This window comes from Sphingomicrobium arenosum (assembly GCF_026157085.1).
GTDB classification, from domain to species: domain Bacteria; phylum Pseudomonadota; class Alphaproteobacteria; order Sphingomonadales; family Sphingomonadaceae; genus Sphingomicrobium; species Sphingomicrobium arenosum.
On sequence record NZ_JANPVN010000001.1, the window covers coordinates 781,982 to 794,793 of the forward strand.

General features: G+C 63.8%; 13 protein-coding genes. 6 read left to right on the plus strand and 7 right to left on the minus strand.

Annotated elements, in window-relative coordinates; all coding sequences use genetic code 11:
- Positions 1-150 precede the first annotated feature (150 nt).
- A complete protein-coding gene (locus NUW51_RS03675; RefSeq protein WP_265562871.1) occupies positions 151-996 on the plus strand; it encodes an AAA family ATPase in 846 nt (281 codons plus the stop codon).
- On the opposite strand, the gene NUW51_RS03680 is transcribed toward NUW51_RS03675, so the two are convergent.
- Together NUW51_RS03680 and NUW51_RS03685 are read right to left on the minus strand one after the other, a co-directional pair.
- Positions 993-1,214: a helix-turn-helix domain-containing protein gene (locus NUW51_RS03680; RefSeq protein WP_265562873.1), complete on the minus strand. Its 222-nt coding sequence runs from the start codon at positions 1,212-1,214 to the stop codon at positions 993-995. The genes NUW51_RS03675 and NUW51_RS03680 overlap by 4 nt on opposite strands.
- Entirely contained in the window at positions 1,214-1,639 is a 426-nt protein-coding gene (locus tag NUW51_RS03685; protein WP_265562875.1) for a DUF2975 domain-containing protein, read from the minus strand. The genes NUW51_RS03680 and NUW51_RS03685 overlap by 1 nt, the downstream gene beginning before the upstream one ends.
- Positions 1,640-1,778: 139 nt before the next feature.
- Here NUW51_RS03685 and NUW51_RS03690 point away from each other — a divergent pair, with 139 nt between their 5' ends.
- Positions 1,779-2,663: an ABC transporter ATP-binding protein gene (locus NUW51_RS03690; RefSeq protein WP_265562878.1), complete on the plus strand. Its 885-nt coding sequence runs from the start codon at positions 1,779-1,781 to the stop codon at positions 2,661-2,663.
- Entirely contained in the window at positions 2,638-3,393 is a 756-nt protein-coding gene (locus NUW51_RS03695; protein ID WP_265562880.1) for an ABC transporter permease, read from the plus strand. The genes NUW51_RS03690 and NUW51_RS03695 overlap by 26 nt, the downstream gene beginning before the upstream one ends.
- Before the next feature lie 4 nt (positions 3,394-3,397).
- On the opposite strand, the gene NUW51_RS03700 is transcribed toward NUW51_RS03695, so the two are convergent.
- A complete protein-coding gene (locus tag NUW51_RS03700) occupies positions 3,398-4,804 on the minus strand; it encodes a methyl-accepting chemotaxis protein (protein WP_265562882.1) in 1,407 nt (468 codons plus the stop codon).
- A gap of 114 nt (positions 4,805-4,918) precedes the next feature.
- On the opposite strand from NUW51_RS03700, the gene NUW51_RS03705 reads away from it, so the two are divergent.
- The gene (locus NUW51_RS03705) at positions 4,919-6,100 is read left to right on the plus strand and encodes a vWA domain-containing protein (protein ID WP_265562884.1); all 1,182 of its coding nucleotides are present in this window, start codon (positions 4,919-4,921) and stop codon (positions 6,098-6,100) included.
- A 3-nt stretch (positions 6,101-6,103) separates the two neighbouring features.
- On the opposite strand, the gene NUW51_RS03710 is transcribed toward NUW51_RS03705, so the two are convergent.
- Together NUW51_RS03710 and NUW51_RS03715 are read right to left on the minus strand one after the other, a co-directional pair.
- Positions 6,104-7,309: an exo-beta-N-acetylmuramidase NamZ family protein gene (locus NUW51_RS03710; RefSeq protein ID WP_265562886.1), complete on the minus strand. Its 1,206-nt coding sequence runs from the start codon at positions 7,307-7,309 to the stop codon at positions 6,104-6,106.
- The gene (locus tag NUW51_RS03715) at positions 7,306-7,818 is read right to left on the minus strand and encodes a DOMON domain-containing protein (protein ID WP_265562888.1); all 513 of its coding nucleotides are present in this window, start codon (positions 7,816-7,818) and stop codon (positions 7,306-7,308) included. Before NUW51_RS03715 ends, NUW51_RS03710 begins: the two co-directional genes overlap by 4 nt.
- 73 nt (positions 7,819-7,891) lie before the next feature.
- Between NUW51_RS03715 and tyrS the strand changes: the two genes are divergently transcribed.
- Positions 7,892-9,115 carry a tyrosine--tRNA ligase gene (gene tyrS, locus NUW51_RS03720; protein WP_265587915.1) on the plus strand — a complete coding sequence of 408 codons (1,224 nt, stop codon included), beginning with the start codon at positions 7,892-7,894 and terminating at the stop codon, positions 9,113-9,115.
- Here the strand turns inward: tyrS and recG are convergent.
- Together recG and NUW51_RS03730 are read right to left on the minus strand one after the other, a co-directional pair.
- Complete coding sequence (gene recG / locus NUW51_RS03725) at positions 9,112-11,154, minus strand: ATP-dependent DNA helicase RecG (protein WP_265562890.1); 2,043 nt, start codon at positions 11,152-11,154, stop codon at positions 9,112-9,114. The two genes, tyrS and recG, sit on opposite strands and share 4 nt — an antisense overlap.
- Positions 11,154-12,029: a LysR family transcriptional regulator gene (locus NUW51_RS03730; protein ID WP_265562892.1), complete on the minus strand. Its 876-nt coding sequence runs from the start codon at positions 12,027-12,029 to the stop codon at positions 11,154-11,156. Before NUW51_RS03730 ends, recG begins: the two co-directional genes overlap by 1 nt.
- A 114-nt stretch (positions 12,030-12,143) precedes the next feature.
- Between NUW51_RS03730 and NUW51_RS03735 the strand changes: the two genes are divergently transcribed.
- Complete coding sequence (locus tag NUW51_RS03735) at positions 12,144-12,752, plus strand: hypothetical protein (RefSeq protein ID WP_265562895.1); 609 nt, start codon at positions 12,144-12,146, stop codon at positions 12,750-12,752.
- Positions 12,753-12,812: the final 60 nt, after the last annotated feature.

The window sequence follows — 12,812 nt, forward strand, 5'->3', positions numbered from 1 at the left end:
GATCAGCAACAATTTTTTCATGGCACTGCATCCTCCGAGAATGAGCACCTACTCTACCGCATCCACCGGTCCGTCGCCTATCGCTATTCGACCGGCGACTGGTCGCAGGCTCGCCTTGCCTTCCTCGATCGCGCGCCATAGTCAGGCGGAATGAAATTCAAGGGCACCGAAGATTATGTCGCCACCGACGACCTCAAGGTCGCGGTCAATGCCGCCGTGGCGCTGCGCCGACCGCTGCTGGTCAAGGGAGAGCCCGGCACGGGCAAGACCGTGCTCGCGCATGAGATCGCCAAAGCGATCGACGCGCCGCTGATCGAATGGCACGTCAAGTCGACCACCCGTGCGGTGCAGGGTCTCTACGAATATGACGCCGTCGCCCGCCTTCGCGACGGCCAGCTCGGCGAAGAGCGCGTGCACGACATTTCCAACTATATCCGCAAGGGCAAATTGTGGGAGGCGTTCACTTCGCAGGAGCTTCCCGTCCTGTTGATCGACGAGATCGACAAGGCCGACATCGAATTTCCGAACGACCTCCTGCAGGAGCTCGATCGCATGGAATTCCATGTCTACGAAACCGGCGAGACGGTGAAGGCTGCCGAGCGCCCGGTGGTCGTCATCACTTCGAACAACGAGAAGGACCTGCCCGACGCTTTCCTGCGCCGCTGTTTCTTCCATTATATCGCCTTTCCCGACAAGGAGACGATGGAAGAGATCATCGACGTGCATTTCCCCGGCATCCAGAAGATGCTGGTGCGCCGCGCGCTCGACCTGTTCTACCAGGTGCGCGAGACGCCGGGATTGAAGAAGAAGCCGTCGACCAGCGAGCTGATCGACTGGCTCAAGCTCATCCTGCACGAAGACATGCCGCTAGAGGTGCTGGCCGATGCCGATCCGACGAAAGCGATCCCGCCACTCCATGGCGCGCTGCTCAAGAACGAGCAGGACGTCATGCTGTTCGAAAAGCTGGCCTTCCTCGCCCGACGAGAGGGGCGCTAGTCGAGCGCCTCGCGTTCGGCGTCATAATCGATCAGGTCGCCCGGCTTGCAGCCCAGCACCTCGCACATCGCCGCCAGCGTGGAAAAGCGAATGCCCTTGACCTTGTTCGAACGGAACAGGCTCATTTGCGTTTGCGAAAGCCCGATGGCCTCGGCGAGATCCTTGCCGGTCATGCCGGTGCGCTCGAGCTGCGCATCGAGGGTAATGCGGATCGCCATCAGATGAAGCTGTCCAATTCTTCGCGCATCTCACCGGCGCGATTGATAAGGTCGGCAACCGCGTACAGGCCGACGCCGACGACGCCGATCACGATCGCGGTGATGTCCAGTTCGTAGATCGAGCGGCCGACGGTGAGATAGGTGTAGAGGTTGAGCCCGAAGACCTCGACGATCCCGCCCGCGAACAGGGCCAGCCCGACGCGGCGGAGCAAACGCGCCACCGACGGCGCAAAACCCGATCCGTGCGCGATGCGCCGCAGCGACCACCAGATGGCGCCGACCGCGTAAAGATAGAAGGGCATGGGCAGCAATATCGCCCAGCTTGCCGGGTCGCCGCGCTGGCTGACCGCGTAAAATTGCGCAGCGCTCAACACCATCAACACCGCGAAGACGAACAACGCCGCCATCGCAAGCCAGGTGGTCAAGGATTTCCAGCCGTCCATCGCCCTCCCTCTCCCGTCCGTCGAATTTAAGTTAGACTTAAATGTACCCCTTATCCTATGACTGTGTCGATGGACAAACGGCAAGATCAACAGGTCGTTACGCTAGCATAAGGGAATAGCAATGGATATGGCGGTAACGAGCGCGGGGCTCACCAAGCGGTTCGGTCGCCATGTCGCGGTCGACGGCATCGACCTTTCGGTGCCGCGGGGCAGTATTTATGGCTTCCTCGGCTCCAATGGGGCGGGCAAGTCGACGACGGTGCGCATGATCCTCGGGCTCAGGCGCCCCTCCAACGGAACGATCGATCTCTTCGGCCGCCCCCTCCACCATCGGCGCCGTCCCTTGGTTGGAGCGATGGCCGACAGCCCCGGCGGCGCCTTCTACGACCATCTGACCGCGCGCGATCATCTGCTTCTGGTCAGCCAGGCGCTGGGACTCGAGGCGCCGGTCGACGCGCTGCTCGACAGCGTCGGGCTTGGCGAAGCGCGATCGCGCCGCGTCGGCGGCTTTTCGACAGGCATGCGTCAGCGCCTCGGGCTGGCGCGCGCGCTGGTCGGCGATCCTCCATTGCTGATCCTCGACGAACCCCTGAACGGCCTCGACCCGGAAGGAATCAGGGACATGCGCCAACTCCTGCGCGAGCTTGCCGAAGGTCGCACGCTGATCATCTGCTCGCATTTATTGTCCGAGCTGCAACGGGTGGCGACCCATATCGGCCTGATGTCGAAGGGCCGACTGATCCACCAAGGGCCGCTCGCTCCCCTCCTCTACGGCGCTCGCGAGGTCGACCTCGAAAGCCGCGATGATCTTCCGGGCGCACTCGATGCCATGGGCCTGACCTATCGAAAGATCGGTTCCTGCCTGCGCACCGGCCTGCCCGATGGCCTCGATGCCGGCGACCTCAATCGCGCACTGCTGTCGCGCGGGGTAAGTCTGTCGCGGCTTGTCCCGCATCAATTCGATCTCGAGGAGTTCTATCATGAACGCATCGCCGCCGCGGCCTGAACCCGTCACCGTCCGTAGCGCGGGGCTCGTCGCGGCCGAATTGCGTAAGCTCAAGCGCTCGCTGGTCGTGCCGCTGTCGCTGGCGGTGCCGGGGCTCGTTCTCTTGTTTGCCTTCCTCGCCAAGTTCGCCGATGCGACCGCCTCGGCCAATTTCCTCATCGCGTTGGCCGGTATCTGGTCCTATGCGATGCTGCCGCTGGGAATTGTCGCGCTAACCGTCGTCCTCGCCCAGCTCGAGCATGGCCCGCGCGGATGGGATCCGCTTCTCGCCCTGCCCGGCGTGCGCCAGCGCATCTTCCTCATCAAGCTGGGCGCCGCCTTCGTCACGATGGCGATCTGGCATGCGATCTTGTGGGTGGGCGGCGTTGCGCTCGCCTTTCTCTTTGCCGCGACCGATCCGGCCTTCGCGACCGCGCCCGAGCAGGCCGGCGTGTTCGCCCACATCCTCGCCCGCATGACCTTGGCGAGCCTGCTGATGCTCGTGGTGCAATATGGGGTCGCGCTCTACTTCCGCAGCTTCGTGCCGCCGCTGCTGATCGGGGTCGGGGGCATCTTCCTGTCGGTGGCGGCGACCGCATCCCGGCAGGGCGCCTATCTTCCCTGGCTTCTCGCCACCAACCAGCTGGCCTCGAGCAGCGCACGCGCCGATGCGACGCTGGCGTTCGGGCTTGGCGGCGGAATCGTCGCCGCGCTCATCCTGCAATGGCTGATGGCGCGGCGCGAGTGGTAAGCGTCTAGCCGATCACCGTGTCGCGATAGGCCAGTTCGAAATTGCCCCAGCGGCGGCCCTTGACGAAGAGCGGAACGAAGACGTTCTTCACGGGGAAGCTGTCGGTACCGAGCTGCATCTGATAGGTATAGAGCGTCGCCGCCTTGTCGCTTTCGACCGCACGGCGCGTCGCTTCGTCCATCAGGATGCGGCGGTTGCGACAATGCTTGTCGTTCCATACCGGATCGCTGCCCTGCGGTTGGCTTCGTTCCGACAGGTGCGTGGGCAGATAGCCGTTCACATCGGTCATGGCGCAGGCGATGATGCGATTGTCGCTTGCCTTGAAGGCATCGAGCACCGCTTGGAGATGACGGTCTGCGAAATCGCAGAAGCCGTTGCGATATTGTTTGGGGTTCGACCCCGCGATCTCGACATAATTGCGGTCGAGTACGGCATCGAGATCGATCTCGCCACGTTCGATGGCCGTCTCGATGATCTGCTGAATGTCGCGCATGGCATCCTGTGCCCGGGCGATGAACGGCGTATCATCAATCTCGGCGCCCGAATTGGCGAGCGTGTCGAGCATCTCGTTGGCCATCTCCTCGAGATGATCGAGGCGTTTCTTTGCTTGCACGAGTTCGCTGTTGCTGGCGCGTGCGCCGCCCGAGAATTCGGTCAGGCCCGCCTTCACCCGGTCGACGCTCGTCTGGATGAGGCTGGTCGACTGGGCGATGCCTTCAGACTGCGAATCCACCATGGTGACGATTTCGGAGACTTCGCGAACGGTCTCGCCGATCGTGCTGATGCCGGCCTGCGCGGCGCGGCTGCGATTGACGCCGCTGGTGATTTCCTCGTTGACCGCATTGGCCTCGCGCGTGAGTTCGCCCAGCGTTTCGGCGATCTGGCCGGTGGCGCTGCGCGTGTCATGCGCCAGCTTCTTCACCTCGGCGGCGACGACGGCGAAACTGCGCCCGGCATCGCCGGCGCGCGCGGCCTCGATGGTCGCGTTGAGGGCGAGCATATTGGTCTTGCGCGCAATGGTCTCGATGGTCGCCGAGACCGACTGCACCTGGTTCATCGCGCTCGCAAAGCCCGCCATGCGTTCGCCCAGCTGGACGACCAGATCGGTCAGCCCGCGAAAGCCCTCGATGGTGCTTTCGATCGCGGCGCGACCATTGTCGAGCTTGTCCTTGGCCTGCTGCGAGAGCATGCGCGCCTCGTCGGTCGAATCGGACACGCGGGCCTGGTCGCGCATCAACTGCTCGGTCACCTGCTCGAGAGTGTCCAACGTCTCCAGGCTCGTCGAGACGCGCTCGGTCACGGCCTCGACATATTGCGCGACGTCGCTGCATTCGAGGCTGAGCGATCCGCAATCACGCGCGACCAGCCGAATGGCGTTCTCAGTGGCTTCTTCGATCCCGTGGGTGGCCATGCTCGCATATCCCTTTTTCACCCGTAATGATCATGTCCTTAAACGGTCACAGGCTACCAATTCGTTAACCAGCCCCGTTTGATTGCGGTTGAAGGAAAAGCTAAGCCCTCCGCCATGTTCATCGGCTTTCTCGACGCGCTCCGCTCGGCCGGCTTCAGGGCCAGCCTGAAAGAGCATCTGATGCTTTTGGAAGCGCTCGATCGCGAGGTGATCGAGGCAGACCCCACGTCCTTTTACTATCTCGCCCGCGCGACCTATGTGTCGGACGAGAAGATGCTCGACCGCTTCGACAAGGTGTTTGCGCAAACCTTCAAGGGACTGACGCGCGAGGGCGGCGAGGTCGGCCCCGTCGATCTGCCCGAAGAATGGCTGAAGGCCGTCGCCGAACGCTTCTTTTCCGAAGAGGAAATGGAAGCGATGAAGGCGCTCGGCGATTGGGACGAGATCATGGAGACGCTGAGGAAGCGACTTGAGGAACAGGAAGGGCGCCATCAGGGCGGGTCGAAGTGGATCGGCACGGGAGGCACCTCCCCCTTCGGTCATGGCGGATACAATCCCGCGGGCGTGCGCATCGGCGGTCCGGGCAAACATGGTCGCGCGGTCAAGATCTGGGAGAAGCGGCTGTTCAAGGACTTGGACGGCGATGTCGCGCTAGGAACGCGCAACATCCAGGTCGCGCTGAAACGACTGCGCCGCTTCGCTCGCGAAGGCGCCGCAGAGGAACTGGACCTCGATTCCACCATCGAAGGCACCGCCAGGCAAGGCTGGCTCGACGTGAAGATGCGGCCTGAACGGCACAATGCCGTCAAGCTCCTCCTCTTCCTTGATATCGGCGGATCGATGGACCCGCACATCAAACAGGTCGAGGAGCTGTTTTCTGCGGCGCGCTCGGAATTCAAGCATCTCGAGCATTACTACTTCCACAACTGCATCTACGAGGGCGTGTGGAAGGAGAACAGGCGGCGCTGGGACGATCAGACGAAAACGCTCGACGTCATCCACAAGTTCGGCCCCGACCATAAGCTGGTCATCGTCGGCGATGCCTCGATGAGCCCGTACGAGATCACCCATCCCGGCGGGGCGATCGAACATTATAACGAGGAGGCAGGCGCCACCTGGATGCAGCGCCTGACCGACCAGTACAGAAGCGCGGTGTGGCTCAACCCCATGAACGAGGGCTATTGGAACCACAGCTATTCGACGCGGATCCTCAAGCAATTGATGGATGATCGCATGTATCCGCTGACCCTCGACGGCCTCGACGCGGCCATGCGCGAATTGAGCCGCAAGCAGTAGCGATCAGTAGAGGAGATGCGCTCGGCGCTCCTCCTCCCAAGCTTTTTCGTCGGGCATGGTCAGCGCGTCGAGATCGCCCGGCTCGGCGCCCTCGTCATCGACCCATTCGCGCAAGGCGGGTCCGCCATTGATGATGTCGATGGCGAGATGGCCTTCGGTATATTCATATTTGAACTCCTCCCCGCGCCAGAGGGCATATTCGGGGAAGATGTTGCGGATCGCCTTGAAGCCCAGCGCTTGGATGCGCCATGGCTTGAAGGCGTGGTGGTCGTAGAATTTGCCCTCGGCGTGGATGTGGACGCCGTGGCACAGTTGGCCGACATGCTTGTGGAAGGTCGGTTCGAACCAAGTTTCGCGTAGGGCGCAGCCTTCGAGCCATTGCGGGGCGAGGCGCTGCATCTCGGCGATCACGGTGCGCGCGTTGATGTCGGGCGCGCCGAACAATTCGAGCGGGCGAGTCGTGCCCCTGCCCTCGCTCAGCGTCGCGCCTTCGAGCATCACCGTGCCGGCATAAGCGCGCGCCATGTTGAGGTTGGGGGCATTGGGCGAGGGATTGATCCACAGCCGCTCGGTCGGCCAGCCGAAGCCGGGGCTGGCCTCGGGATCATAGCCGTGCATCTCGATCACCCGATAGGCGACGTCCAGATCGTAATGCTTGATGAACCAGTGGCCGAGCTCGCCCAGCGTGAGGCCGTGGCGCATCGGGATGGGACCTGCGCCGACGAAGCTCTCGTAGCCCGGTAGCAGCGTCAGCCCCTCGATCGGGCGACCGGCCGGATTGGGGCGGTCGAGCACCCACACTTCCTTGCCGTGGCTCGCCGCTTCCTCGAGGATGTAGAGAAGCGTGGTGATGAAGGTGTAGATGCGGCAACCGAGATCCTGCAGGTCGATAAGGATGACGTCGAAGGTCCCCATCGACTGGCCGGTCGGGCGGCGCACCTCGCCATAGAGGCTGAACACGGGGACGCCGTGAACGGGATCCACTTCGTCCTGCGTCTCGACCATATTGTCCTGCTTGTCGCCCTTGATGCCATGTTGCGGGCCGAAGGCGGCGGTGAGGTCCACGTCGTCGAGCATCGCCAGCGCATCCATCGAGTGAACCAGATTGTCGGTCACCGAGGCCGGATGCGCGCACAGCGCCACGCGGCGGCCTTTCAGTTCGCGTCGCAGGTCAGGGTCGGCCAGCAGGCGGTCGATACCGAATTTCACAAATCGTCTCCTTTGAGCGCGAAACAGGCGTCGTGATGAAAGTCCGCATCGCCGTCGGGGTGAGCGAGCGCCCAGAAGCTCGTGCGCCCATCGCGTTCCTTGATAATGGTCGACAGGCCGATATCGTGCCCTGCCACGCCTTGTCCGAGGATATGGGCGGAGAGCACATAGGCGTCATCGTCGTAAAGCGCCTCGATATGACATTTCTGCGAGAGGTTCGAGCGCGCACGGCGATAGCTGGCAAAGCGATAGGCCGACCAGCGCCCGTCGGGGGCGAAATTATACTCGCGATATCCGACCGGGCCGTAGCGAAGGAAAATCTCGAAGCACGTCGACGTCCACAGCCGATCCTCGCGCCGCAATCGCCCCAGCCCCGGCAGTAACAGCCGGCCGAGATCGCCCGTCACGCGATAGGTCAGCCCTACATGTTCACCATCGGCGGCGATACCGACGGTAATCGCCTCGACCGCATCGCTGGGGTGGTCCGGGTGGGGTGTGAGCTGGTACATGATCTACACCATCAACTGCCCCTCTCACCTTCCTGTTGCAAGGGGCGAAAAGCGCTGCTATCGCCACTGCATCATGACGTACAAGAGCCAACTCCTCGATCTGCTGTCGAGCCGCGACTATATCCACCAGACCACCGATGCCGAGGGTCTCGACACCCTTGCGGCCAAAGAGATCGTGACCGGCTATGTCGGCTTCGATGCGACCGCGCCGTCGCTCCATGTCGGCGGCCTCGTCCAGATCATGCTGCTGCGTCGTCTCCAGCAGGCGGGCCATCGCCCCATCGTCGTCATGGGCGGCGGCACCACCAAGGTCGGCGACCCCTCGGGCAAGGACGAGAGCCGCAAGCTCCTCGACGAGGCCGGCATCGACGCGAATATCGCGAGCATCCGCAAGGTGTTCGAACGCTTCCTGCGCTTCGACGACAGCGATACGGGCGCAGTCATGGTCAATAATGACGATTGGCTGGGCTCGCTCAACTATCTCGACCTGCTGCGCGACGTCGGCCCGCATTTTACCATCAATCGGATGATGACCTTCGACAGCGTCAAACTGCGGCTCGAGCGCGAGCAGCCACTGACCTTCCTCGAATTCAACTACATGATCCTCCAGGCTTACGACTTCCGCGAGCTGAACCAGCGCTACGGCTGCCGCCTGCAGATGGGCGGCTCGGACCAGTGGGGCAATATCGTCAACGGGATCGAGCTCACACGCCGCATGGGCGGGGCCGAGGAGCTGTTCGGAGTGACGACGCCGCTCATCACGACGGCCGATGGCAAGAAGATGGGCAAGACAGAAGCGGGCGCGGTGTGGCTCAACGCCGACCAGCTCAGCCCCTATGACTATTGGCAGTTCTGGCGGAATACCGCCGATGCCGACGTCATCAAATTCCTCAAGCTTTTCACCGACGTCGAGCTTGTCGAGATCGACCGCCTGTCGAACCTGACCGGCGCCGACATCAACGAAGCCAAGATCGCGCTCGCCAATGCGACCACCGCGATGCTGCACGGCGAGGATGCAGCGAAGGAGGCGGCCGAAACGGCGCGCAAGACCTTCGAGGAAGGCGCGTCGGACGCGAACCTCCCGAGCCTGTCGACCGGCGGCGAGATCGGCATCATGGCGGCGCTTGTCGGCCTTGGCTTTTGCGCATCTAACGGCGAGGCCAAGCGCAAGATCAAGGAAGGCGCGGTGAAGCTCGACGACCAGACGGTCAATGACCCGCAGCTTCTGGTGACGGTCGCGGCCGAGCCCGTGAAACTCAGCCTCGGAAAGAAGAAGCACGGATTGCTCAAGGCCTAGCCGCCTTTCAGCAGCCCCACCGCGGCGTCGCGTTCGAACAAATAGAGACAGGTGCGCGCGGCTTGACCGCGCGGGCCTTCAAGGCCGCCGTCACGGTCGAGGAGTAATTGCGCATCGGCCTGTGCGGCGGGCGCGAGCGCGGCGATGTCCTCGGCTTCGGCCAGCTTGAAAACATGGTCGCCCGACTGGCGCGTGCCGAGGATCTCGCCGGGCCCGCGTAGCCGCAGATCCTCCTCGGCAATGCGGAAACCGTCATTGGTCTCGCGCATCAGCGCGAGCCGCGCCCTGCCCGTTTCCGACAGATTGTTGCCGCGCAGCAGGAGGCAACGGCTCTTGCCCGTGCCGCGCCCGACGCGCCCGCGAAGCTGGTGGAGCTGGGAGAGGCCGAAGCGCTCCGCCCCCTCGATGATCATCAGCGTGGCATTGGGAACGTCGACCCCGACCTCGATGACGGTGGTCGCGACGAGCACGGCGAGGTCGCCGCGTGCGAACCGCTCCATCACCGCATCCTTCTCCTCGCCCTTCATGCGGCCGTGAACGAGCCCGACCTTGCCCGGGAAGCGCACCTTGAGGACTTCTGCGCGCTCCTCGGCGGCGGCGGCATCGGACTTGTCGCTTTCCTCGACCAGTGGGCAGACCCAATAGGCCTGTCCCCCGCCGTCGATATGGCGACCGAGGCCGGCGACCACATCGGCGAGCTTTTCTTCCGACACGACCAGCGTGTCGATCGGTTGGCGCCCGGGCGGCAGCTCGTCGATCCGGCTGACGTCCATCTCGCCATATTGGGTCAATGTCAGCGTGCGCGGGATGGGCGTCGCGGTCATGGCGAGGAGGTGCGGTGGGCGCTTGCCCTTTTCCGACAGCATGAGGCGCTGCGACACGCCGAAGCGATGCTGCTCGTCGACCACGACGAGGCCGAGATCGTGATAGGTGACCGCCTGCTGAAAGATCGCATGGGTGCCGACGAGGATTTGGATCGACCCGTCGGCCAGCCCCATCAACGTCGATTCCCGCACGCGTCCCTTGTCGCGCCCGGTGAGGATCGCGACGTGCACACCGATGGGTTCGGCAAGCTTGCGCAGACCCTCATAATGCTGCCGCGCGAGGATTTCGGTCGGAGCGAGCATCGCCGCCTGCGCCCCGGCCTCGACCGCCTCGAGCATCGCGAGCAGCGCGACCAGCGTCTTTCCCGAGCCGACATCGCCCTGGAGGAGGCGCAGCATGGGCCGCTCCTGCGCCATGTCGCCGCGGATTTCGCCGACGCACCGCGCCTGCGCATTGGTGAGCTCGAAGGGTAGCTTGAGCTTCCCCGACAGCCTGCCATCGCCTTCTAGCGGACGCGTCGAGCGTCGCCGTGCCGACTGGCGCACGAGCAACAGCGTCAGTTGGTTGGCGAAAATCTCGTCATAGGCGAGCCGCGCCCTGGCTACTTCTTCATTCGGGCCGCGATGCGCGGCGGCAAGGGCGCCACGCCAATCGGAAAACCCTCGCTCGCTCTTCACGGACGACTCGATCCATTCGGGGAGATCGGGCGCGCGCTCGAGAACCTGTCGGACGAGGTCGCGCAAGCGCCGGTTGGTGAGCCCATCCGAAAGCGGATAGACGGGCTCGGATAGCGGCGGGTCCTCGTCGACCTTGTCCGGATGGACGATCTGCAGCTCATCGCCATAGGCGTCGAGCTTGCCGGTGATCCGTACCTTCTCGCCGAGCGGGAACTGCTTCCTCGCCCAGCCCGGATTGTTGAAGAAGGTCAGCCCGACCATATTGTCGTGCGCGTCAGCAGCGAAAATGCGAATGGGCGCCCGCCCCCTGCCCTCGCGCAGGTCGATCGGCGTCAGCGTGATGACGATCCGCCGCCCAACAAGGTCAAGGCCGAGCCGATCGGTCGCGACCCGTTCGATCGTCCCCGTGGGCAGGTGAAAGGCAAGATCGACGCATCGTTCGAGCTTGAGCTTGCCCAGTGCCTTGGCGATCTTGGGCCCGACGCCATCGAGCGCGAGCGTCTCGGCGAAAAGCGGATTGAGGATCTCGGGGCGCATCAATCGGGTCGCCCCGTCAGGTTCGCACGCTGTGCGTGGAAGCTTTCGGCGATGGTGTCGAACAGGTCGCGGACAGGGCGCCGTCTCAGGGCGCTGCGGCGACCGACGAGGAAGATCGGCGGCAATCCTTCTTCGTCGAACAGGAAAGCACGCTCGAGTTCGGGCTCGGGGTCGCCCATTGCGATGGGAAGGGCGGATATCGCCGCGCCGGACGCGATGGCCGACACCAGCGCGCTGTAACTGGGATATTCGATCAACGACCCCCCGGCTTGTTGGCGAAGTAGCTCGAAGGGATGCAGTCGGCCGGTCGGACCTGACAGCCCCGCCGCACGCAAGGGTTCGACCGCGCCAAGCGCTGGCGGCTTCGCCTGCCCCCGCGCGACGTAGAGGCCCCACCCCGGCGTCGGCAGCTCGCGCACGATGAAAGCCTCTCCCTCTGGCGCAATCCGTCCGCGCAACGCGATTTCGGCATCGCCACGCAGCAGGTCGACCATTTCATAGGAGGGGATGAGATCGACCCGCACCTCGGGCCAGCGTTCGGCGAAGCTGCGCAGCGCGGGCAGCAGCTGACGCCTGAAGTCGTCGAGGAAGGTCACCCCGATCGCAACCTCTCGGCTTTCCACGAGGCTGGTCGCGAGGTCGTCGAATGACTGACGCGCGCGGGCGACCTCGACCGCGCTCGCTTCCAGCGCCCGCGCTTCCGCGGTGGGGACATAGCCCTGCGGCGAACGCTCGAACAGGGTGATGCCGATCTCCTCCTCGAGCGCGGCGATGCGCCGCACCACGGTCGGCTGCGAACAGCGCACGCGCTCTGCCGCGCGTCCGGTCGTCCCCTCGCTCATCAGCGCCAGAAAGATCGAAAGATCGTCCGCCATGCCCCTATTCACTTCTGAATAGCCTGCTTCGACCATTTGCATTGGCGGGGTCAAGCGCAAGCGGCATTTTCCCTCTCGCGAGCGACGGAAGAAAACAGGGGAAGACGAATGAAAATGACCATGATCGCAATGGCACTCGGGACCGCCGGCATGATCGGCGCGGCGCCAGCACAGCCGCCGCGTACCCAGCCCGACGCCTCGGTGCACCAGATCCGCCTCCAGACCGCCCGCTTTCAGGACGTCGAGGTCGCGCTGGCTGAAAACTACATTCCGGCCCCCTTCTGCGAGACTGCCGAAATGATGGGCCGCGATCCTGCCGAAGGCGGGATGGGCGTGCATTATTTCCGACCCGACCTGCTCGGCCTCACCAGCCAGCCAGGCGAGCGCGTCGACGGGGTCGGCACCCATACCGATTTCAGCCAGCCCGCCGTGCTCGTCTACGAGCCGCAGGCCGATGGTTCGCTCGAACTCGTCGCGGTCGAAAACCTTGTCTTCAAGTCGGCATGGGACGCGCAGCATGGCGGGCGCCGCCCGAGCTTTCGCGGACGGATCTACAATGAAATGGCGGACGATCCCTCGACCCCGGTCGACGAGGCGCATGGCTTCGCGCCGCACTACGACCTGCATATCTGGGTGCATCGCGCCAATCCCAACGGCCTATATGCGCAGTTCAACCCCGACGTGACCTGCGATCATGCCCCGTCGATGGATGCGCATCACTAGACCTTTCGGCTGGGAGCCGCTCGCGCAGGCGCGGTCGGCTCCCTAGCTTTTCACCTCTCC

Bases quoted from the DNA above. Each gene is read 5' to 3' on its own strand.
- NUW51_RS03690 (WP_265562878.1), top strand. From the start codon at position 1,779: ATGGATATGGCGGTAACGAGCGCGGGGCTCACCAAGCGGTTCGGTCGC.
- tyrS (WP_265587915.1), top strand. From the start codon at position 7,892: ATGACGTACAAGAGCCAACTCCTCGATCTGCTGTCGAGCCGCGACTAT.
- NUW51_RS03705 (WP_265562884.1), top strand. From the start codon at position 4,919: ATGTTCATCGGCTTTCTCGACGCGCTCCGCTCGGCCGGCTTCAGGGCC.
- NUW51_RS03735 (WP_265562895.1), top strand. From the start codon at position 12,144: ATGACCATGATCGCAATGGCACTCGGGACCGCCGGCATGATCGGCGCG.
- NUW51_RS03680 (WP_265562873.1), bottom strand. From the start codon at position 1,214: ATGGCGATCCGCATTACCCTCGATGCGCAGCTCGAGCGCACCGGCATG.
- NUW51_RS03675 (WP_265562871.1), top strand. From the start codon at position 151: ATGAAATTCAAGGGCACCGAAGATTATGTCGCCACCGACGACCTCAAG.
- NUW51_RS03695 (WP_265562880.1), top strand. From the start codon at position 2,638: ATGAACGCATCGCCGCCGCGGCCTGAACCCGTCACCGTCCGTAGCGCG.
- NUW51_RS03730 (WP_265562892.1), bottom strand. From the start codon at position 12,029: ATGGCGGACGATCTTTCGATCTTTCTGGCGCTGATGAGCGAGGGGACG.
- NUW51_RS03715 (WP_265562888.1), bottom strand. From the start codon at position 7,818: ATGTACCAGCTCACACCCCACCCGGACCACCCCAGCGATGCGGTCGAG.
- NUW51_RS03700 (WP_265562882.1), bottom strand. From the start codon at position 4,804: ATGGCCACCCACGGGATCGAAGAAGCCACTGAGAACGCCATTCGGCTG.
- recG (WP_265562890.1), bottom strand. From the start codon at position 11,154: ATGCGCCCCGAGATCCTCAATCCGCTTTTCGCCGAGACGCTCGCGCTC.